Origin of the sequence: Sphingomonas sp. PP-CE-1A-559, assembly GCF_004340965.1 — a bacterium.
GTDB lineage: Bacteria > Pseudomonadota > Alphaproteobacteria > Sphingomonadales > Sphingomonadaceae > Sphingomonas.
On sequence record NZ_SLYA01000007.1, the window covers coordinates 78,765 to 100,095 of the forward strand.

At 66.3% G+C, this 21,331-nt stretch carries 14 protein-coding genes; 7 read left to right on the forward strand and 7 right to left on the reverse strand.

The window, feature by feature from the left end; genetic code table 11:
• The first annotated feature begins 141 nt into the window (after positions 1 to 141).
• The 3 genes from C8J42_RS16705 to C8J42_RS16715 are packed head-to-tail and all read left to right on the forward strand — an operon-like array spanning position 142 to position 4,016.
• Positions 142 to 3,114, forward strand: coding sequence for an isoleucine--tRNA ligase (locus C8J42_RS16705; protein ID WP_133020965.1), 2,973 nt, complete (start codon positions 142 to 144; stop codon positions 3,112 to 3,114).
• Positions 3,107 to 3,610: a signal peptidase II gene (lspA, locus tag C8J42_RS16710; protein ID WP_133020966.1), complete on the forward strand. Its 504-nt coding sequence runs from the start codon at positions 3,107 to 3,109 to the stop codon at positions 3,608 to 3,610. Before C8J42_RS16705 ends, lspA begins: the two co-directional genes overlap by 8 nt.
• Positions 3,603 to 4,016: a DUF3035 domain-containing protein gene (locus C8J42_RS16715; protein WP_133020967.1), complete on the forward strand. Its 414-nt coding sequence runs from the start codon at positions 3,603 to 3,605 to the stop codon at positions 4,014 to 4,016. The genes lspA and C8J42_RS16715 overlap by 8 nt, the downstream gene beginning before the upstream one ends.
• 222 nt (positions 4,017 to 4,238) lie before the next feature.
• Here C8J42_RS16715 and C8J42_RS16720 read toward each other — a convergent pair whose 3' ends face one another.
• The 5 genes from C8J42_RS16720 to C8J42_RS16740 form a co-directional block, all read right to left on the reverse strand.
• Positions 4,239 to 5,099 (reverse strand): TorF family putative porin, encoded by an 861-nt coding sequence (locus tag C8J42_RS16720; RefSeq protein ID WP_133020968.1) that lies wholly within the window; start codon positions 5,097 to 5,099, stop codon positions 4,239 to 4,241.
• A gap of 209 nt (positions 5,100 to 5,308) precedes the next feature.
• A complete protein-coding gene (bluB, locus tag C8J42_RS16725; protein WP_133020969.1) occupies positions 5,309 to 5,953 on the reverse strand; it encodes a 5,6-dimethylbenzimidazole synthase in 645 nt (214 codons plus the stop codon).
• Between the two features lie 24 nt (positions 5,954 to 5,977).
• A complete protein-coding gene (gene metC / locus C8J42_RS16730; RefSeq protein ID WP_133020970.1) occupies positions 5,978 to 7,174 on the reverse strand; it encodes a cystathionine beta-lyase in 1,197 nt (398 codons plus the stop codon).
• Entirely contained in the window at positions 7,171 to 8,001 is an 831-nt protein-coding gene (locus C8J42_RS16735) for a sulfurtransferase (RefSeq protein WP_133020971.1), read from the reverse strand. The genes metC and C8J42_RS16735 overlap by 4 nt, the downstream gene beginning before the upstream one ends.
• 24 nt (positions 8,002 to 8,025) lie before the next feature.
• Entirely contained in the window at positions 8,026 to 9,582 is a 1,557-nt protein-coding gene (locus C8J42_RS16740; protein WP_133020972.1) for a cryptochrome/photolyase family protein, read from the reverse strand.
• A gap of 20 nt (positions 9,583 to 9,602) precedes the next feature.
• Here C8J42_RS16740 and queF point away from each other — a divergent pair, with 20 nt between their 5' ends.
• The 3 genes from queF to C8J42_RS16755 all read left to right on the forward strand — a co-directional run bounded on the left by queF (position 9,603) and on the right by C8J42_RS16755 (position 13,838).
• Entirely contained in the window at positions 9,603 to 10,061 is a 459-nt protein-coding gene (gene queF, locus C8J42_RS16745) for a preQ(1) synthase (protein WP_056411723.1), read from the forward strand.
• Between the two features lie 158 nt (positions 10,062 to 10,219).
• On the forward strand, positions 10,220 to 12,490 hold the full coding sequence (locus C8J42_RS16750) for a glycosyltransferase family 4 protein (RefSeq protein WP_133020973.1): 2,271 nt from the start codon (positions 10,220 to 10,222) through the stop codon (positions 12,488 to 12,490).
• Positions 12,491 to 12,554: 64 nt separating this feature from the next.
• Positions 12,555 to 13,838: a glycoside hydrolase family 130 protein gene (locus C8J42_RS16755; RefSeq protein WP_056065833.1), complete on the forward strand. Its 1,284-nt coding sequence runs from the start codon at positions 12,555 to 12,557 to the stop codon at positions 13,836 to 13,838.
• A 335-nt stretch (positions 13,839 to 14,173) separates the two neighbouring features.
• Here the strand turns inward: C8J42_RS16755 and C8J42_RS16760 are convergent, their stop codons facing one another.
• Entirely contained in the window at positions 14,174 to 16,147 is a 1,974-nt protein-coding gene (locus tag C8J42_RS16760; RefSeq protein ID WP_243644538.1) for an oligopeptide transporter, OPT family, read from the reverse strand.
• A 225-nt stretch (positions 16,148 to 16,372) separates the two neighbouring features.
• Positions 16,373 to 17,614: an N-acetylmuramoyl-L-alanine amidase gene (locus C8J42_RS16765; protein ID WP_133020974.1), complete on the reverse strand. Its 1,242-nt coding sequence runs from the start codon at positions 17,612 to 17,614 to the stop codon at positions 16,373 to 16,375.
• Between the two features lie 539 nt (positions 17,615 to 18,153).
• Here C8J42_RS16765 and C8J42_RS16770 point away from each other — a divergent pair.
• Positions 18,154 to 21,135 (forward strand): ribonuclease E/G, encoded by a 2,982-nt coding sequence (locus C8J42_RS16770; RefSeq protein ID WP_243644541.1) that lies wholly within the window; start codon positions 18,154 to 18,156, stop codon positions 21,133 to 21,135.
• The last annotated feature ends 196 nt before the right edge of the window (positions 21,136 to 21,331 follow it).

The following is a 21,331-nucleotide window of genomic DNA, read 5'->3' on the forward strand; positions in this document are numbered from 1 at the left end:
GTTGGGGGTGGGTCGGCCGCTTGGCGAACGTGACGGCAATTCCGAACCAACCCACCCCCAGCCCCTCCCTTCCAGGGAGGGGAGCAAGAGCGGGACAGGGATGGCAACGTGAGCCGCTACCGGCTACAGCCCGGCCCACTTATGACCGATACTCCTGCGCCCGCCCGCGATTACCGCGACACCGTCTTCCTGCCGAAGACCGACTTCCCGATGAAGGCGGGCCTCGCCGCCAAGGAGCCGGCGATCCTGGAGCGCTGGGCCAAGCTCGGCATCTACGACCGGTTGCGCGAACAGCGGCTCGGGCGCGAGCGGTTCATCCTGCATGACGGCCCGCCCTACGCGAACGGCGACATCCACATGGGCCACGCGATGAACAAGGTCCTGAAGGACATCATCGTCCGCTCGCAGTCGCTGATGGGCAAGGACGCGCCGTACGTCCCCGGCTGGGACTGCCACGGCCTGCCGATCGAGTGGAAGGTCGAGGAAGCGTATCGCGCGAAGAAGCTCAACAAGGACGACGTCCCCGTCGACCAGTTCCGCGCCGAATGCCGCGCCTATGCCGAGAAATGGGTCGCCGTGCAGAAGGCCGAGTTCGAACGGCTCGGCGTGATGGGCGACTGGGCCGATCCGTACCTGACGATGAAGTACGAGGCCGAGGCCGCGATAGTCGGCGAACTGCTGAAGTTCGCCGAAAGCGGCCAGCTGTACCGCGGCGCCAAGCCGGTGATGTGGTCGCCGGTCGAGAAGACCGCGCTCGCCGAGGCCGAGGTCGAGTATGAGGACATCGTCTCCACGCAGATCGACGTCGCGTTCGAGATCGACTCTGCGCCGAATGCGCCCGAACTGGTCGGTGCCTATGCGGTGATCTGGACGACGACGCCGTGGACGATCCCGGTGAACCAGGCACTGAGCTATGGGCCTGAGATCGAGTATGTTCTGCTGGCAGACGGCGATCGCCGATACTTGGTCGCCGACGCGCTGATCGACAGCTTTTTTGCCCGTACCCTCCCCTCCCGTCATCCCGGCGGAGGCCGGGACCCACTTACCAACGGGGAAGACCTCGGTGACGTGGGCCCCGGCCTCCGCCGGAGTGACGGAGGGGAGGGTGGCGCTGCGATACTTTGGCGCGGGAAGGGTTCTGCCCTCGCCGACGCCACTGCACGCCACCCGATGCACGCGCTCGGCGGGTTCTTCGCGAAACCGCGGCCGTTCCTCCCCGGCGAGTTCGTCACGACCGACGCCGGCACCGGGCTCGTCCACATGGCGCCGGATCACGGCGAGGACGATTTCGAACTCTGCAAGCAATACGGCATCGACCCGGTCTTCGCGATCGACGGCGCGGGCATGTACCGCGCCGACTGGGCGTGGCTCGGTGGCCAGGGCAGCGTCATCAACAAGAAGTTCGTGAGCGCGGACGGCCCGATCTGCACCGACCTGCGCGAGGCCGGCGCGTTGCTCGCGGCGAGCGACGACTTCAAGCACAGCTACCCGCATTCGTGGCGTTCGAAGGCCAAGGTGATCTTCCGCGCGACCCCGCAATGGTTCATCCCGATGGACTCTTCGTCTGCTCCCTCTTCCCTGCGGGGAGAGGGTCGGGGTGAGGGGCAGCCCAGCAATGCTGCGCCCGGAACAGCCCCTCACCCCAGCCCTCTCCCCGCAGGGGAGAGGGAGTCGGAAGCTGGCAACGGCGCCACTCTCCGCGAAATCGCGCTCGACGCGATCGCGGCCACCACCTGGATCCCCGCGCGCTCCGAAAACCGGATCACGTCGATGGTGCAGGGCCGTCCCGACTGGGTCATCTCGCGCCAGCGTGCCTGGGGCGTCCCGATCGCGCTGTTCGTGAACCGCCTCACCGGCCAGTATCTCAACGATCCCGCCGTCAACGCGCGCATCGTCGCAGCCTTCCGCGAGAACGGCGCGGACGCGTGGTATGCCGACGGCCATCAGGCGCTGCTCGGCCCCGACTACGACCTCGCCAACTATGAGGTAGTGAAGGACATCCTCGACGTCTGGTTCGACTCCGGCTGCACGCACGTCTTCACCGTCGAAGCACGCTACGGCGAGGGAACGCGCGCGAACCTGTATCTCGAAGGCTCGGACCAGCATCGCGGCTGGTTCCAGTCGTCGCTGCTCGAAAGCTGCGGCACGCGCGGTCGCGCACCCTATGACGCGGTCCTGACGCACGGCTTCGCGCTCGACGGCCAGGGCCGGAAGATGTCGAAGTCGCTCGGCAACGTCGTCGATCCGCTCAAGATCATCGGCGAGTCCGGCGCGGACATCCTCCGCATGTGGGTCGCCTCGACCGATTATTTCGACGACGTGAAGATCGGCAAGGAAGTGCTCGCCACCGCCTCCGACGCGTACCGGAAGCTGCGCAACACGTTCCGCTACATGCTCGGCGCACTCGAAGACTTCGATGAATCGGAGCGCGTCGCGGTGTCCGACATGCCCGAGCTGGAACGCTACGTGCTCCACCGCCTCGGCATGATCGACACCGAACTGCGCCAGGCGGCCGAAGCGTACGAGTTCAACCGCTACACACGCCTGCTGACCGACTTCGCGAACGAGGACCTGTCCGCGTTCTTCTTCGATATCCGCAAGGATTCGCTCTATTGCGACGCGACCGACGACATCAAGCGCCGGTCGTACCGCACCGTCCTCGACGTGCTGTTCCACGCGCTGGTCCGCTACGCCGCGCCGGTGCTCTGCTTCACCGCGGAAGAAGTGTGGCAGTCGCGGTTCCCGAGCGACGACAGCTCGGTCCACTACCTCGAATGGCCGACGCTACCGTCGCTCGACGTCGACGACGTGGTCGGCAGCAAATGGCATGAGATTCGCCAGCTACGCGTTCAGGTCACCGAAGCGATCGAGCCACTCCGCCGCGAAAAGACCGTGCGCTCCAGCCTGGAGGCCGAAATCACTGTGCCGTCGATGCTGCTAGATGCGGACGCGCTCGCCGAGGCCTTCATCGTCGCCAAGGTCACGCCCGGCGACGCGGTCACCGTAACCCGCACCGACTTCCACAAATGCGGCCGCTGCTGGCGCCACCTCCCCGAGGTGACCGTCGATGGCGAGCTCTGCAACCGATGCGACGAGGTGGTGGCCGATGCGTAACCTGCCAAAAGCCGGGTTCGGCGCGGCAATCGCGCTGTTCCTAGCCGACCAGATAAGCAAATGGGCGGTGACCAAGCCGCTCGGGATCGATTCGCTCGGCGATGCGCAGACGATCACGTCGTTCTTCGACCTGCGCTTCGTGCCGAACATCGGCATCTCGCTGGGGCTGCTCCCCGCCGACGGTCACCTCACCCGCTGGGCGCTGGTGCTGCTGACCGGCGCGATCGCGGTCGGTGTCGCCGTGTGGATGACGCGCGAGAAGAACCCCGCCGACCAGGTCGCGCTCGGCTTCGTGCTTGGCGGGGCGATCGGGAATATCCTCGACCGGATCCGTCTCGGCTATGTCGTCGATTTCTGCGACCTGCATATCGGCGAGTGGCGTCCGTTTTTGGTCTTCAATGTCGCCGATGCAGCGATTACTGTCGGCGTGCTCGTCCTGCTTGTTCGGGCGCTCCTCGTGCGCGAGAAGCCCCCTGTGGAGAATTCCCATGCGTAAGTTCGTACCCCTGGCCGCCGGCCTCACCTGCGTCGCGCTGCTCTCGGGTTGCGGGGCAGGCCGAAGCCTCGATCGCGCACGCCCGGACGAGTTCGCGGTCGCGCGCCAGGCGCCACTGGTGATCCCGCCCGACTTCGCGCTGGTCCCACCGCAGCCCGGCGCCGCCCGCCCGCAGGATACAGCCGCCAACGCCCAGACGCTCGACGCGCTGTTCGGTGGGGCCGCACCGCGTAGTGCCGCCGAGACCGGTGTCGTCAACGATGCCGGCGCCGACAACGACGATCCCGGCATCCGCTCGAGCGCAGGCGATCCCGGCACGACGGTCGTCGACAAGGGTTCGACCACGCGCGACATCGTCGCAGCACCAGAGGGTGACGGCCAGGACGCGAAGACCACCGCGAACTGATCAATCCTAGCGGCTGACGAAAAAGGGCGGCTCCTCGCGGGGCCGCCCTTTTTCGTGTCTGACGATGTGGTTCGAAGAGCAGGAGATGCCAGTGGAAGCCTTAGCTTCCCTTTCTTGTTCTCCCGCGAAGGCGGGAGCCCAGTCTGGGTCCCCGCCTTCGCGGGGAAACAAGCTTTCAGGTTGAGGGGCGCGGAAAGCTCGCCGCGCCCTCTCCTCAGGCGTTCAGAACGCCGCGGTCAGCGACACCAGCACCTTGCCGCCAGCAATCGAGCCGGTGCCGTCCTGGCCACGGCTGAAGCTCGGCTGGAGATACGCCGCCTCGCGCTTCGAGATGTCGGTGTCGACATACGCCACGCCCAGCGTCAGCGGGGTCGTCGGGATCACGTAGTCCGCACCGAACAGCCAGTCCCAATACTCGCCGGTCGGCGACACGCTGGTCGCGAACGGCCCGAGGCCCTTGTTGCCGTTCGAATGGCCGACATGCGCCTTCACGGTCAGCCCGGTGTTGGGGATACCGCTGCTGATATCGCCCCAGAGGTACAGATTGTCGTCCTTGGCGTTGACGCGGTCGTACACCCCGTTCGCAGCCGACGTGCCGTTGACATACCAAGGCCCGAGCGCCTGCTGCTTGGGCGCATAGGCGACGCCCGCGAGCAACGCGACCGGGCCGACGGTGCCCGACAGCTTGGCATAGGGCTCGATGAAGTCAGTGTTGTCGAAGCCGCCCGGATACATGTACCAGGTCGCGCCGACGTCGATCGCGCCGCCGCCACCGATCGGCGTCTTGTAGCCGGCGATCAGATCGAGCTCCATGTTGGAACCGCCGAACGTACCCCAGCCCGCGAGGTTGGAACCCCAGGTGCCGATATAGATGCCGCTCTTGTGCGCGATCGTGATGCCGCCCTGGACGGCGAGGTTCTCGTCCGACTGTGACACGCCGCGAAAGCGATAGTCGTTGGTCAGCCCGACCGAACCCGAGACGGTGACCTCCTTGGGGGGCGCCGTGGCCGCATCCTGTGCGAATGCTGGCGTAGCGACGGCAGCCAAAGCAATGCCGCCGAGAAGAAGTGTGGTGAAGCGCATCGTTTCCCTTTCGATACCGGAAGTCGATGTCCGCCCTGCATCCGTGGACGCCGCATCTTTCGGGGCCGAACCCCAGTGCGGTCTTTCCAACGGTGACACCGCGATGACAGCCCATGGTGCGCCGCACAAGCGAATCTTGCGTACAATCGGGCTTTGACAGCGCGCATGTTGCGCAACCGCCACACTCATTTCAAAGGCAGCCGTCGCGTTCAGCGCGCTATGACGTTGATCGGGCTTCGGTTTTCCCAACCCTCGCGCTCGAGTTCAGGGATGACGGCGTCGGTCTCGGCATAGCCGATGCAGAGATATGCGACGAGCTGCCAGGTCTCCGGCACGTCGAGGATCGCACGGATCCGCGACGGGTCGAGGATCGAGACCCAGCCGAGGCCGATCCCCTGTGCGCGAGCGGCGAGCCACAGCGTGTGGACCGCGATGACGGCGGAATAGGCGACGGCTTCGGGCATGGTCCGGCGGCCGAGACCGTGGCCCTGCTCCGGGTCGGGTTCGACGAACACAGCGACATGACACGGCGCCCGTTCGAGCCCGGCAAGCTTGAGCCGTGCGTAGGAGGCTACCCTCACACCCTCCTGCGTCGTCAACGCCGCCGCATTGCACGCCTCGAAGTCCGCGCGGACCGCAGCGCGGCGGGCGGGGTCGTCGACCGTAACGAACCGCCAGGGCTGGCTCAGCCCGACCGACGGCGAGGCGTTGGCGATCTCCAGCAACCGGTCGAGCAACCCGGTCGGCAGCGGGTCGCGCCGAAAATGCCGGACATCGCGACGCCAGCGGAACAGTGTTTCCAGTTCGGCTTGAAACGCGGGTGCAAAGATCGGTGCTTCGGTGGCCTCCCCCACGCGCGCCTCTTGGCCGGAAATCGTCTAGGTCCGCGCTGCAGAGAAGGCAGTGAGCCCGGCTTTGAGATCGGCGATCAGGTCGGCGGGGTCTTCGAGGCCGATCTGGAGCCGGACCATCGGGCCTGCGGCGTCGCGCTTGGTGATGCTGCGGTGGCGATGCGGGTCGGCAGGGATGGCGAGGCTTTCGAAACCGCCCCAGCTATAGCCGATGCCGAACAGTTGCAGGGTGTCGATCAGCGCGGCGCGGGACGCTTCGTCACCGCCGTTCAGGACGAACGAAAACAGGCCGCTGGAACCCTTGAAGTCGCGGACGAACAGGTCGTGGCCGGGGCAATCGGGGAGTGCGGGGTGGAGCACCTGTGCGACTTCGGGGCGCGATTTGAGCCAGTTCGCGATGGTCAGCGCGCTCGACTGATGCTGTGCGAGGCGGACCGCCATCGTGCGCAGGCCGCGGCTGCCGAGCCAGCAATCATCGGGGCTGGCGACCTGGCCGAGCTGGAAGCTAGTCTCGCGCAGTTTCTTGAAATGGCCGGGCGCGGCGGTGACCGAGCCGAGCATGACGTCCGAATGGCCGACGACGTACTTCGTGCCGGCGAGGATCGTCAGGTCGATGCCGCGCTCGATCGCGGGGAAGAACAGCGGAGTGGCCCAGGTGTTGTCGAGCAACGTCGTCACCCCCCTCGCCTTCGCCGCGGCAACGATCGCGGGGACGTCCTGCACCTCGAAGCTCAGCGATCCGGGGCTTTCCATGAAGATCGCCCGCGTGTTGTCGCCGATCAGGTCGGCGATGCCCGCGCCGATCATCGGGTCGTAATAGCGCGTGGTGATCCCGAACCGCTTGAGCAGCCCGCCCGCCATCCCGCGCGTCGGGTCATAGGCGCTGTCGACCAGCAACAGTTCGTCGCCGGGCGACAGCACCGACAGCAACGCCGCCGCGATCGCCGCGACGCCGGAGCAATAGAGAAACGTGCCTTCCGCGCCGGGCTCGAGCGAGGTCAGCGCGTCGGCGAGGCTCCACTGCGTCGGCGTGCCCTTGCGCCCGTAAAACAGCCGGTGATGCGTATCGCGCGTGGCGCTATCGCGGAGGTGGCCGACCGAATCATAGAGTATCGTCGAGGCGCGCCAGACCGGCGGGCTGACGATACCTTGAGTCCATTCCGGGCGACGGCCCGCGAGGACGACCTTGGTCGCGTCGCCGACCGGCTTGTTCGTGTCGCTCATGCTATGCCTGTCGCCTTTGGTGTCTCGGGATCGCCGCCCCATTCGGACCAACTGCCGTCGTACAGCGCCGCGTCGTTACCGAGCAGGTGCGCGCCGTACGCGAGCACCGACGCGGTGATGCCCGAGCCGCAGGTCATCACGATCGGCTTCGCCAGGTCGATGCCCGCCTTGTCGAACTCGGCCTTCAACGCGTCGCCGGTCTTCCACGTCCCGTCCGCGTTGAACACCGCGCCTTGCGGCAGGTTCTTCGAGCCCGGAATATGCCCCGGCGCGGTGCCCGGGCGCGGGTCTTCCTCCACGCCGGTGAAGCGCGTCGCCGAACGCGCGTCGAGCACCTGCTCCGCCCCGCTTGCGACGTTCGCCTTCATCTGGTCGAGATCGCGCACGCCCTTCAGGTCCGCCCAGGTCGTGAAGTGACGATGCCGCGGCGTCTCTTTCCCCGTCGCGATCTCGCGCCCCTCGGCCCGCCACTTGGCGAGCCCGCCATCGAGGATCGCGACGTTGTGCGCACCAAACAGCCGCAGCAACCACCACGCGCGCGCCGCCGTATGCCAGGGCGAGCTGTCGTACAGCACGATCCGGCTGCCATCGCCCAAGCCCAGCGTCTGCATCCGGCTCGCGAATTTCTCCGCCGACGGCAGCGTGTTGGGCAGGTCGCTGTCGGTATCGCGCAACTCGCTCAGGTTCATGAACACCGCGCCGGGGATATGCGCCGCATCATACTCCGCCGCCGCATCGCGACCCTCGGCATAGGTCGCATCGACGATCCTAAGATCGTTCGCGCCCAGTTCGTTCGCCAGCCATTCGGTGCTTACCAACGCGTCCATATGCCGCTCCTTGTGCTCGTGCGGTCAGTAGCCAGCCGGGCCGCTCGCGTCGAGGGAGGCGAGGAACCCCGCCGCCTGCGCACGCGTCGCCTCGCGGTCCGCCTCGGACTGTTTCGCCCAGTTGCGATACGGCATCGCCAGCCGGTTATTGCGCCCGAGCTTGTCCTCGTGCCGCGCGAGGAAATCCCAATAGAGCGCGTTGAACGGGCACGCATCGGGCCCGATCCGCTGCTTCACGTTGTAGCGGCAGGTCCCGCAATAATCGGACATCCGGTCGATATACGCGCCCGACGAAACATACGGCTTCGACCCGAGCAGCCCGCCATCGCCGAACTGGCTCATCCCCAGCGTGTTGGGCAGCTCGACCCACTCGTACGCGTCGACATACACCTCCAGATACCAGAGGTGCACCTTGGCCGGGTCCGCGCCGATCAGCAGCGCGAAATTGCCCGTCACCATCAGCCGCTGGATGTGATGCGCGTGCGCCGTCTCCAGCGTCTGGCCGATCGCCTCGCGCAGGCAGTGCATGTCAGTCTCGCCGGTCCAGTACCAGCCCGGCAGCTCGCGGTGATGGTCGAGGAAGTTGCGCTCGACATAGTCCGGCCCCTCGCGCCAGTAGATCCCGCGCATATATTCGCGCCAGCCGATGATCTGGCGGATATACCCCTCGACCGCGTTCAGCGGCGCCCGACCGGCGCGATATTCCGCCTCCGCGCGCCGGCACAGGTCGAGCGGATCCAGCAGCCCCGAATTGATGTACGGCGACAGGATCGAGTGCCACAGATGCCGCTCGCCGGTGAGCATCGCGTCCTCGTAATCCCCGAACTGCGCTAGCGCGTGCTTGAAGAAATTCGTCGCCTGTCGCTCCGCATCCTTCGCGGTCACGGCGTACTCGAACCCGTCGAGGCTCCCGGGATGATCCGCGAACCGCTCGGCCACCAGCGCCAGCACACCTTGCGTGATCGCGTCCGGCACGAACACCAGCGGGCGCGGCATCAGCAGGTCGTTCTTGGCGGGCTTGCGGTTCTCCTTGTCGAAGTTCCAGCGATCGCCCTCCGGCTTGCCGGCGGTCATCAACAGCCCGGTGCGCGTCCGCATTTGGCGGTAGAACCATTCCATCGTCAGCGACTTGCGTTCCGCCGCCCACGTTTCGAAATCGGCATGACTGGCAAGGAAGCGGTCGTCGCTGCGGATCTCGACGGGGATGCCGAACAGCGTCTCCCAGCTTTCGAGCATCGCCATCACGCGCCATTCGCCGCCCTCGGTCACGACGATCCGCTCCGGGTCATGCCGCTCGACCGCGCGCGCGATCTCGCCGGTGAAGCTACCGGCATTATCGGGGTCGTCGATCTGCGTGTATTCGACCGTCCACCCCGCTTCGCGCAGCGCCTCGGCATGATGCCGCATCGCCGACAGGATATACGCGATCTTGCGCTTGTGGTGACGGACATAAGTCGTCTCCTCTTCAACCTCCATCATCAGCACGATCGTGGTTTCAGGATCACAGTCCCGCAACGAGGCAAGGTCGATCGTGAGCTGGTCGCCGAGGATCGGTACGAGTGTGGTTTTCTTGCGCGTCATCGCATCCTACATGGCGGCACATGACCGCTCCCCAGAACCCATTGCATCTCGGCCAGAACAGTGCCCTCCCCGCCTCTCCAGAAGAGGCCGTGCTCGATTATGTTCCGAACCCGCGACCGGGTCGCACGTATCTGGTGCGGTTCGCGGCACCCGAGTTCACGTCGCTGTGCCCCGTCACCGGCCAGCCCGACTTCGCGCACCTCGTCATCGATTACGTTCCCGGCGAGACGATCGTCGAATCCAAGTCGCTGAAACTCTTTCTGAGCAGCTTCCGCAACCATGCCGGGTTCCACGAGGATTGCACCGTCGGCATCGGCGAGCGGCTGTTCGACGAGATGAAGCCGGTGTGGCTGCGCATCGGCGGCTATTGGTATCCGCGCGGCGGAATCCCGATCGACGTGTTCTGGCAATCGAGTGCACCGCCGCAAGATCTGTGGCTGCCGGACCAGGGGGTCGCCTCGTATCGCGGCCGCGGTTGAGGGCCCAGGACGACGACGCGAAATATGGGTTTGATTTCGATTGATATTATTCCCGTGCTGCACTGCAGTATGTGATGAAACTTTATGCTACCTGAACCGTTCAAATGGATGCGCGACCGGGTTTTCCCAGAAGTGCGCGCTCAAACGAGGGACAGGGTATGGTGAAACCGGCGGACGGTGGGAATATCGCGCGACTGGCGCTGATCGGTAATTTTCTGCCGAGGCAGTGCGGGATCGCCACCTTCACGACCGACGTTTTCACGGCCATGCGCGCGCGCTTTCCCGAGATCGCGGTCGACGTTTACGCGATGGACGATCACCCCGGCAAATACGACTATCCGCCCGAAGTCACCGGCACGATCCCCGAGCCCGAGCTGTCGGCCTATATCGACACCGCGCGCAAGATCGAGGCCAGCGGCGCACAGGCGATCTGGCTCCAGCATGAATATGGCATCTTCGGCGGCCCGGCAGGCGAGCACATCCTCGCACTGCTCGATCGCACGACGCTGCCGGTCATCGTCACGCTACACACAATCCTCGAAAAGCCCAACGCCGATGAGCGCCGCGTGCTCGAAGGACTGTTGCGTCGCGCTGCCCGCGTGGTCGTCATGGCCGAGCGTGGCCGCGATATCCTTCAACGCGTCTACGGCGCCAATTCGCGCCAGATCGTCATGATTCCGCACGGCGTGCCCGATCGCGACCTGCTCGATCCCGCCGCGCTGAAGGACAAGTTCGGCTGGGAAGGCCGGAAGGTCATGCTGACGTTCGGCCTGCTCGCCCCCAACAAGGGGATCGAGACGGTCATCAACGCACTGCCCACGGTAATCGCGAAGCATCCCGACCTGCTGTACGTCGTGCTCGGCGCGACCCACCCGAACCTCGTCGCGTACGAAGGCGAGAAGTACCGCGACAAGCTGAAGGCGCTCGCTGCCGAGAAGGGCGTCGCCGACAACGTCTCGTTCGTCGATGCCTTCCTCGAGCATGGCGAACTGCTCGATTATCTACAGGCGGCGGACGTCTATGTGACGCCGTACACCAACCCCGCGCAGATCACGTCGGGCACGCTCAGCTACGCGATCGGCGTCGGCAAGCCCGTCATCTCGACGCCGTACGTGCATGCGACCGAGATTCTTGCGGATGGTCACGGCGTGCTCGTCCCATTCGGCGATGTCGACGCGTTCGCGCGCGAGATCGACGCGCTGATGTCGAACGACCGCGATCGCAACCGTCTCGCCGAGCGTGCCTATGCGCGTGGCCGCACGATGATCTGGCCGAAGCTCGCCGAGGCGATGATGACGGAGATCCGTGCGATCGTGGCGGCGCGCCCTTTTCGCCTCGCCAAGGTGCCAGCCCCGCTGAAGCAGCTGACGCCTGATTTCGCCGCGGTCGAGCGGATGAGCGATTCGACCGGCATGCTCCAACATTCGATCTATTCGATCCCCGATCGTCGTCACGGCTATTGCATCGACGACAATTGCCGCGCGCTGATGCTGATGAGCGCGCTGCCCGATCTCGACGACGTCACCCGCGACAAGTGGATGACGATCTACGCGTCGTTCGTGCAGTATGCCTGGAACCCGGACACGCGCCGCTTCCGCAACTTCATGAACTTCGATCGCACCTGGTGCGAGGATTCGGGCTCGGAAGATTCGAACGGCCGCACGCTCTGGTCGCTCGGCGTTACCGCGCGCGATGCGCAGGCCGCCAAGCACCGCGACTGGGCGACCGCGATGTTCGATTCCACCGCGTCGATGGCGCTCGAACTCGGCTCCTTGCGTGCCCAGGCGTTCGCGATGCTCGGCGCGGCGGCGATGCTGGAGGCCAAGCCCGGTCACCAGCTGTCGCTGTCGATCCTCGAAGCCTTCCCCAAGGTCCATCTCGACCTGCTCGCCAAGGCCCGCCGTCCCGAGTGGCAGTGGTTCGAGATCGTCCTTGCCTACGACAATACGCGCCTTCCGCAGGCGCTGATCCGGGCAGGCCAGGCGCTCGGGCGTCAGGACCTGATCGACTGTGGCCTCGCCACGCTCGACTGGATCGTCGCCAAGCAGACCTCGCCTGAGGGTCGCTTCCGCGCGGTCGGGTCGGAGAGCTTCAACCGGCCCTATGCCGAGCCGTTGCAGTTCGACCAGCAGCCGCTCGAGGCGCAGGCCACGGTCGATGCGTGCGCCGCGGCCTATGACGCGACCGGCGACGTGCGCTGGCGTGACGAGGCGTTGCGCGCGTACGGCTGGTTCCTCGGCGTCAACGACCTCGACCTGCCGCTGGCCAGTGTCGCGGACGGCGGCTGCTATGACGGTTTGATGCCGACCGGGCTCAACCGAAACCAGGGTGCCGAGTCGATTTTGGCGCTCCAACTCGCAAGTTGTGCGATTTCAGGGGTATCAAAGGCAGCGCAAAGCGTGGCAGGAGCGGCGCGCGTCGTCGCCTAGCCACGCTAGAGACAGCCTGACAGGCGACGGTGCGCTGAGTGGAACGACGCGGGGCACTGCTACGATGGATCTGTTCAACCACCAGCTGCGGCTGCACGCGGACCCTTCGCGTGTCGTCGTGCGGCCGTTCCATATCGCCTGGGGCGGTCATGGCGGCGCACCAAGCCGCACGGAGCGGCTCGTCGGCGAAGTGCTGGAGATGTCGCCCGCACAGGCGCGCGCGCAGCTCGAGGTCGTGCTGAAGGATTTCGAGGCACGCCACTGGCAGACGCGCCGCGTGTTCATGACGCGCTACGATCAGATCGAGGACATGCTCGGGCTGAACGGCGCGGAGATCGGCGACGAGAAGCGCCAGCTGATCGGCGCGTATTTCTGCCACGAATACAGCTATGCCGCCGCCGCGCTGATGAACCCCAGCGCGGTGCCGCATTTCGACCAGTCGGGCATGCCGCCGGGCTCGATGCGTATCCTGATGTCGCTGCGCGCGGTCGGCGAGGGTCACATCTCGTCGGTGGCGTTCCGCGAGGGCATCATCACCTGCGAAAACCAGATGAAGCTTGCGCCGGAACCCCCGTTCGCGACCGCGACCGATGCGGTCGGCAGCGGCGAGGACGAGATGCCGATCGGCCCCGTCACCGTCTATCGCCACCGCGACAGCACGCTAAGCGGCACGGTGATCTTCCCGATCACGCAGGCGCAGTCGAAGGGCCTCGAGGATCTCCGCATCGTCCGCTTCCAGCATGACGACGGCGACTATGAGTGGATCGGCACCTACACCGCGTATAATGGCTCGGTGATCCAGTCCGAACTGATGCGCACCCGCGATTTCCGCGCGTTCGACCTCGTGCCGATGACCGGCCCCGCTGCGCGCAACAAGGGCATGGCCTTGTTCCCGCGGAAGGTGAACGGCCAGTACATGATGATCGGCCGGCAGGACGGCGAGAATCTGTTCCTGCTCAAGTCGGACACGCTGACCGACTGGGACGACGGCGAGAAGATCCTGACGCCGGAATATCCGTGGGAGCTGGTGCAGATCGGCAATTGCGGTCCGCCGATCGAACTCGACGAGGGCTGGCTGCTGCTGACGCACGGCGTCGGCGCGATGCGCAAATATTCGATCGGCGCGGTGCTGCTCGACAAGGACGATCCGTCGAAGGTGATCGGGCGCACGAGCCAGCCGATTTTGGCGGCGAAGGACCAGGACCGCGAGGGGTATGTGCCCAACGTCGTCTACAGCTGCGGCGCGTTGAAGCATGGCGATACGATCTTCATGCCGTACGGGATCGCGGATAGCTCGGTGGGCTTCGCGTTCGTGCCGATCAAGGACATGCTTGCTGCGATGAAGTGAGGGGGGCGTCGCTCAATCGAGCAGGCGCTCTCCTTCTTCCGTTCGTCCTGAGTAGCCATCGAGTAGCTGCTCTTGCAGCGTATCGAGAGGGCGTATCGAAGGACAGGTTGGCGCGCGGAACCCATGCTTCGATACGAGCCCTCGATACGCCGCAAGAGCGGCTACTCGGTCTCTACTCAGCACGAACGGGAGCGGGCCTTGTTCTCCCGCGAAGGCGGGAGCCCAGTCTGGATCCCCGCCTTCGCGGGGAAACAAACTTTCTCCCCCTCTCCCCTCGGGGGAGAGGGAAGGGGCCCGCCCGGCGCTTGCCGGGTGGGAAGGGTGAGGGCACGCGCCTAGCGCGCAGCCGCCATAGTCCGCCGGTACATCACCCAGGTCAGCACTGCGAACAACACCGTCCCGCCAACCAGCGCCACGCTCGCGAACCCATCCCCAACCAGCGCCAACGGCGTCTCCTTGTTGGTCAGATACACGATCCCCGCAAAGCCAACGCCCCACAGCGACTCCCCGACGATCATCCCCGTCGCGGTCAGCACGCCCATCCGCTTGGCCAACTCAGGATCCCGAGCCCGATCCGCCCAGCGATCATACGCAAACCCCACGACCGCCCCGATCGTCACCGGCAACGTCACCGACATCGGCAGATACACGCCGAGCCCAACGCCCAGCGGCGGCAACCGCAGCTTCCCCGCCTTGCCGAGCAGCTCGTCGACCGCGATCACGACTACGCCGGTAATCGCGCCATAGCCGATCATCGCCCAGTTGAGATTGCCCCCCAGCACGCCCTTCGCGAGCGCCGAGATCAACGCCGCCTGAGGCGCCGCCAGCGCATTCGCCCCCGCCCCCGGCGCACCGGCAAACCCGAGCGTGCTTCCCAGCAGATTGAGTACCGGCGGCACGACGATCGAGCCGAACACCACGCCGATCAGCAACGCGACCTGCTGCTTCCACGGCGTCGCACCGACCAGCTGCCCCGTCTTCAGATCCTGCAGATTGTCGTTCGAGATCGTCGCGATGCCGAACACGATGCCCGTCACGATCAGGCCGTAAGCAACCAGCGCCTGCGTCGTCCCCGGCTCGACCGCGCGGCCGAACCACGACACGAGCAGGATCGACGCCGCGAGGATGGCGAGGATGCCGATCCCCGACACCGGCGAGTTCGACGCACCGATCAGCCCCGCCATGTACCCGCACACTGCCGCGATCACGAGGCCGATGACGAGGATGAATACGAGGCTCCCCGCGATCAGCCCGACCGCCGACGCCTCCAGCGGACCGCCCTGCAACACGGTCCAGAGCAGGATGCCGATCGGCACCAGCATTGCCAGCGAGCCGATCCCGACGATCCCGATCGGAATGTCGCGCTCCTCGATTGCAAGGATCTCCCCGCCGCGCTTGGCTGCCGATGCCGCGAGTGCCGAACGGACGCCGCCAACCACCGGCCCGGCGATCTTCAACAACGTCCAGATCGCCGCGACGCCGATCACGCCTGCGCCAAAGAAGCGGACGTCCGAGCGGAACACGGTGTTGGCGATCACTTCCGCGGTACCGGTGACGCCGCCACCCGAGGTCAGGATCGGCAGCAGGATCCACCAGCCGATCACCACGCCCGCGAACATCGCCATGCCGACCGAGATACCGACCAGATGCCCGGCCCCCAGCAACGCGAACGACAGTCCGCCCGAGATCCCGGTCGCACCCGCGCCGACGCGGAACCACGTCGCGGCCTCCGCAGCGGCGAGCTTGGTCTGCGTCAGGATCGCGAACCCGGCCGAGACGACCGCGTTGGCGACGATGATGCCGAGCCCGCGCGCACTCTCCTCGCCGCCTTCGCGACTACCCGCGCCGACTTTCAGCACCTCGGCGGCCGCGCGGCCCTCAGGGTACGGCAACACCGTGTCGACGACGAGCGCACGGCGCAGCGGCACCGAGAACAGCACGCCGAGCACGCCGCCGAACATCGTGATCGCCGCGGTGGTGAAGAACGGAAAGCCCTGCCACCAGCCGATCATCACAAGGCCCGGCAGCACGAAGATGATCGCCGCCAGCGTCCCCGCGGCGGACGCGATCGTCTGGACGATGTTGTTCTCGAGGATCGTCGAATCCTTGAACAATCGCAGCACCGCCATCGAGATCACCGCGGCCGGGATCGACGTCGCGAACGTCAGCCCGATCTTGAGCCCGAGATAGACGTTGGCCGCGGTGAACAGCAGCGTGATGATCCCGCCGAGCACGATCCCGCGAAACGTCAGCTCGCGCATGCTGGTCTCGGGGCCCGTCTCGGTTACGCCCCGCGTCGCGTCGGTCATCTGGTCAGCCTCAAAGCAATTCTGGCGACTTGTGGCATGATGTGGGGCGTGAGGAAACCGTATCGACCGTGACGAGCGAGTCTCTCAAACCCGATCGTTCTCCTGCGAAAGCAGGAGCCCAGGAGTCTCGCATGCCGGACGGCGTCGTTCTGCTTGATCCTGGATTCCTGCGTGCGCAGGAAAACAGAGAATAAAGGCGGGCTGACTCGACCCGCCAACCCAAATCTACCGCGCCGCCATCCGCCGCGCGAAATGCACCTCCACCGCCCGCGTGACGCTCTCCGCGATCCGGTGCCGCCCCTCTTCGCTATCCAGGAACGCCGCGTCCTGTGGGTTCGAGATATACCCCGTCTCGAACAGGATCGACGGCATGTCGGGCGCCTTCAGCACCATCAGCGACGCCATCCGGTGGAAGTTCGCCTTCAACGGCATCAACGGTTTCGCCTCGCGCCCGAGCAGTCGTGCAAACGTCGCCGAGGCGTTCATCGTCTCGCGCTGCGTCAGGTCGATCAGGATCGACGACACGTCCGCGGGCGCCTCGCCGAGGTTCACGCCGGAGATCACGTCCGCCTTGTTCTCGCGCGCCGCCAGCCGAGCGGCTTCCTTGTCCGACGCCACCTCGGACAGTGTGTACGCCGTCGCCCCGGTCGCGTTCTCCGACCCAGTGCTGTCGCAGTGGATCGAGATGAACAGGTCACCCTTCAGCCGCCGCGCAACCCCATACCGCTCGCGTAAAATCAGGTAGCGGTCGTCGTTCCGCGTCAGCGCCACGCGCACGCGCCCCGATGCGAGCAACTCGTCGCGGATCGCCTTCGCGACCTTCAGCGTCACGTCCTTCTCGCGCAGCCCGTTCGGCCCGATCGCACCCGGATCGACGCCGCCATGCCCCGCGTCGATCACCACCAGCGGCCTTGTATCGTCGCCCTGCACGCGTGGCAGTTTCATGCCCCGCGCCTTGGGCGGCACCGGCACCGACACCTTGTACTTGGGCCGCGACGCCGCGCCGAAATTGAACGGGAAGAAGTTCAACGGCCCGGCGATCCCGGCTTCCGCGAACTGGTCGTAATCGACCGTACGCAACGCGAGCGTCAGCTCGCGGCCGTCGGAGTCGAACCCGCCATCGGTGACGATCGCCGGCTCGGCCAGATCGAACACCATCCGCATCCCTGACCGCCCGCTGCGCATCTGCGTCACGCCAGTCACCAGACCGCGCCCCATGACCTCCCGCCCCGGCGTAGCGCCCGACACGTCGACCGCGATCTGGCGCGGGCCGGTCAGCACGCGGCTGGCGGCATCGCCGACCGCCTCGTCGAAGCGGATGACGATCCGCCCGTCCCTGATCGCGACGCTCTGCACGGTCGCCGCCCAGGCGGGGACGCTCGCCAGCCAGCCGGCGATGAGGGCGATGACCGTCAACACCCCGCGTCCTTGCCGTGCGGCCCTGCCGCCGGTCCAGCGAAAACCCATGCTACACCCCTTTGATCGATACATCCGATCTCTGTGAGCGAGCGATAGCGCCTCGCATCACAAGACGCGGTTGCGCAGTGCGGTTAATTTGCCGTTTGCCATGTATTTGCCGGCAAGGCTCTGCCGCCCCGGCAAGTCTGCGCCTCGCTGCCCCTAATTCGAGCCGAAACGCCCACGAAAGCGCGGTTCCGGGGCTAGTTGCGAGATCGGGTATGCAGTGCTAGTCCTGTCGTACAGCCGTGTGTCGCCTGGATTTTACCAGCGACGCGCCGGTCTCGACGCCCGCCAGCGGATTCTCGCCGGCGCGGCAATTCAGGTTGACGCTCGAATGACGCATTCCCCCCGCCCCGCACTCCGACCGGCCTTCGCCGACGGACTCGCGGTCGTGCGGGCGCCGCAGGGAGAGTTCCCGCGGCATGCACTTCGCGCAGAGGCAGTTTCGCATACCATCCGCGAGTCCGGGCGTCCGTGCCCGACCGCACCACCATCAAGCGCGCGACGGCTGCCGACAGGCCCGGCGCGCGCGCGGAGAATCTATAATGACAACGCGCATGCTGATCGACGCACGCCACCGGGAAGAGACCCGGATCGCAGTCGTCAAGGGTAACCGGATCGAGGAATTCGATTTCGAGAGTGCCGAACGCAAGCAGCTCAAGGGCAATATCTACCTCGCCAAGGTCACGCGGGTCGAGCCGTCGCTCCAGGCGGCGTTCATCGATTACGGCGGCAATCGCCACGGCTTCCTCGCGTTCAGCGAAATCCACCCCGATTACTACCAGATCCCCAAGGAAGATCGCGACGCGCTGCTCCGTGAGGAAGCCGAGCACGCCGCCGAGGAAGCCGCCCTGCGCGCCGACTACGATTCGGACGAGGACGAGGGTGACGACGAGGACGACATCGAGCGCTTCGAGGACGATGGCGGTGTAGACCCCGACGTCGCCGAAGAACTCGAGGGCGGCGAATCCGGCGAAGCCCCGCGACGGAAACGCAAGCCGAGCGCCGACGATGCCGCGGTCGAGGATCTGCGCGAGCGTCGCATGAACCTGCGCCGTCGTTACAAGATCCAGGACGTGATCCATCGCCGTCAGGTGCTGCTCGTCCAGGTCGTCAAGGAGGAGCGCGGCAACAAGGGCGCGGCGCTGACCACGTATCTGAGCCTCGCCGGCCGCTACTGCGTGCTCATGCCGAACACGTCGCACGGCGGCGGCATCTCGCGGAAGATCTCGAACGCGGGCGATCGCAAGCGCCTCAAGACGATCATGGCCGACATGCAGTTGCCGCCGTCGATGGGCTGCATCGTCCGCACCGCGGGTCTCCAGCGCTCGAAGGTCGAGATCAAGCGCGACTTCGATTACCTCGCCCGCCTGTGGGATGGGATCCGCGAGGCCACGCTCAAGGCATCGGCCCCCGCGCTCGTCTACGGCGACAGCGACCTGATCAAGCGCGCGATCCGCGACATCTACAACAAGGAAATCGAAGAGGTCATCGTCGAGGGCGAGGACGGCTATCGCCAGGCGCGCGAGTTCATGCGCCTGCTGATGCCGACGCACGCGCGGCGCATCAAGCATTACGCCGACCCCGTGCCGCTGTTCCAGCGCGCCGGCGTCGAGGATCAGCTTGCCGCGATGTACCATCCCGTCGTCCAGCTGAAGTCGGGCGGCTACCTCGTCATCAACCCGACCGAGGCGCTCGTCTCGATCGACATCAACTCCGGCCGTTCGACCCGCGAGCACAGCATCGAGCAGACCGCGACCGCGACCAACCTCGAGGCCGCCCAGGAAATCGGCCGCCAGCTTCGCCTGCGCGACATGGCCGGGCTCGTCGTCATCGACTTCATCGACATGGATAACAATTCCAACGTCCGTAAGGTCGAGAAGGCGATGAAGGAGGCGCTCAAGAACGATCGCGCGCGCATCCAGATCGGCCGCATCTCGTCGTTCGGCCTGATGGAAATGAGCCGCCAGCGCCTGCGCACCGGCGTGCTCGAAGCATCGACGCGCGCCTGCCCGCATTGCGAGGGCACGGGCCTCGTTCGCACCGCATCGTCGTCGGGCATCTCCGCGCTTCGCCTCATCGAGGACGAGGCCGCCCGCGGTCGCGGTTCGCTGCTCACCCTGCGCGCGAGCCAGGAAGCGGCGGTCTACATCCTCAACCGCAAGCGCGCCGACATCGCCGAGATCGAGGATCGCTACGGCGTGATCGTCGAGATCATCCCCGGCCAGGACGAGGAAGGCGCGCACATGACGGTCGAGGCCAGTGGCCCGCCGCCGGCGCACGCCCCGAAGTTCGTCCAGATCATCGAGGAAGACGAGGACGACCTCCCCGAGGAGATCGAGGACGAGATCGAGGAAGAAGAGGTCGAGGAGGCCGAGGCCGAGCAGCCGCGCCGTCGTGAAGCTCGCGAGGGCAATGGCGAGCAGCGTGCGCCGCGTGAAAACGGTCGCGATGCAGACGGTGAAGCCGGCAAGAAGCGCCGCCGTCGTCGCGGTCGTCGCGGTCGTGCACGTCCCGGTGAGGAAGGTGCAGCAGAGGGCGTCAACGAGGACGGCACGTTCGAGGACGCCGACACCAACGTCGAGGAGATCGACGAGGTCGAGGGCGACATCGTCGAAGTCGGCGGTGGCGAAATGGTCTCGGCTGGTGCGCCATCCGAGCAGGGTGTCGAGCATTCGGGCGGCGCAGAGGGCGAAGGCCGCCGTCGTCGCGGTCGTCGGGGACGTCGTGGCGGTCGCCGCAACGAGCAGGGCGCCGAGAACGGCCAGTCGGTCGCCGTCAGCAGTGTCGACGACGCCCAGCTGATCGCCGAGGCTCCAGAGCCGGAAGCGTACGAGCCGGTCGAGTCGACCTATGCCGAGCCGCCTTACGAGCCCGCGTTCGAGGCCGCCGTCGAGGAAACTCCGGTGGCGGAAGTCGCCGAGGGTCCGAAGATGCGCCGTCGTCCACGTGCCCGTGCGGCAGCCGCAGCGGCGAACATCGCCGAGGCGGTGGCCGATGCAGCCCCCAAGGCTCGCCGTGGCCGCAAGCCACGCGCGGTCGAAGCGGACGCCGAGACGGTTGCACCGGAGCCAGTGGTTCCGGCGCCGATCGCTCCGGAGCCCGTCGCGGCCGAGCCGGCTGCACCAAAGCCCGGTCGTCGCCGCCGCGAAGCCGTTGCAGAGGCGACGATGGACGAGGTGAGCGCAACGCCCGCCGAGACCATCGAAGCGTCGGCGCCGAAGCCCAAGCGTGCGCGTCGCAAGGCGTCGGATGCGGTGGCCGAAGCGCCAGCGGTTGAAGAGGCGGTCGTCGAGGAAGCACCCGTCAAGGTCGCCAAGCCCCGCGGTCGTCCGCGGAAGACGCCGATCGTCGAAGCCGGCGACGCCGCCCCGACCAGCGAACCGCTCGTCGAGCCGATCGCAACCACCCCGCCTAAGGCCGAAGTCCAGCCCCAGGACGTCGCGACCCCCCGTACCGATGACGGCGCCAACGACGACCCCGACGGCGCCCCCCGCCGCGGCTGGTGGCAGCGCACCTTCGGCTAACCCCGGACGCTGAGACCAAAGAACGGGCGCGACCGAAAGGCCGCGCCCGTTTTCGTTTGTGGGAAAGCGCCGAAGCTACCGGTGAAACGCTCCATCCGACAAAAGTATGTTTCCCCGCGAAGGCGGGGACCCAGACTGGGCTCCCGCCTTCGCGGGAGAACAAGACAGAAGAGCGACGCGAGGTTTGTGTTCTAAC

Excerpts from the sequence above, each read along its gene's own strand:
- C8J42_RS16720 (WP_133020968.1), bottom strand. The coding sequence starts at position 5,099 with ATGCGCTTCACCACACTTCTTCTCGGCGGCATTGCTTTGGCTGCCGTC.
- C8J42_RS16705 (WP_133020965.1), top strand. The coding sequence starts at position 142 with ATGACCGATACTCCTGCGCCCGCCCGCGATTACCGCGACACCGTCTTC.
- metC (WP_133020970.1), bottom strand. The coding sequence starts at position 7,174 with ATGAGCGACACGAACAAGCCGGTCGGCGACGCGACCAAGGTCGTCCTC.
- C8J42_RS16760 (WP_243644538.1), bottom strand. The coding sequence starts at position 16,147 with ATGACCGACGCGACGCGGGGCGTAACCGAGACGGGCCCCGAGACCAGC.
- C8J42_RS16750 (WP_133020973.1), top strand. The coding sequence starts at position 10,220 with ATGGTGAAACCGGCGGACGGTGGGAATATCGCGCGACTGGCGCTGATC.
- C8J42_RS16715 (WP_133020967.1), top strand. The coding sequence starts at position 3,603 with ATGCGTAAGTTCGTACCCCTGGCCGCCGGCCTCACCTGCGTCGCGCTG.
- C8J42_RS16755 (WP_056065833.1), top strand. The coding sequence starts at position 12,555 with ATGGATCTGTTCAACCACCAGCTGCGGCTGCACGCGGACCCTTCGCGT.
- queF (WP_056411723.1), top strand. The coding sequence starts at position 9,603 with ATGACCGCTCCCCAGAACCCATTGCATCTCGGCCAGAACAGTGCCCTC.
- C8J42_RS16740 (WP_133020972.1), bottom strand. The coding sequence starts at position 9,582 with ATGACGCGCAAGAAAACCACACTCGTACCGATCCTCGGCGACCAGCTC.
- lspA (WP_133020966.1), top strand. The coding sequence starts at position 3,107 with ATGCGTAACCTGCCAAAAGCCGGGTTCGGCGCGGCAATCGCGCTGTTC.
- C8J42_RS16770 (WP_243644541.1), top strand. The coding sequence starts at position 18,154 with ATGACAACGCGCATGCTGATCGACGCACGCCACCGGGAAGAGACCCGG.
- C8J42_RS16735 (WP_133020971.1), bottom strand. The coding sequence starts at position 8,001 with ATGGACGCGTTGGTAAGCACCGAATGGCTGGCGAACGAACTGGGCGCG.
- C8J42_RS16765 (WP_133020974.1), bottom strand. The coding sequence starts at position 17,614 with ATGGGTTTTCGCTGGACCGGCGGCAGGGCCGCACGGCAAGGACGCGGG.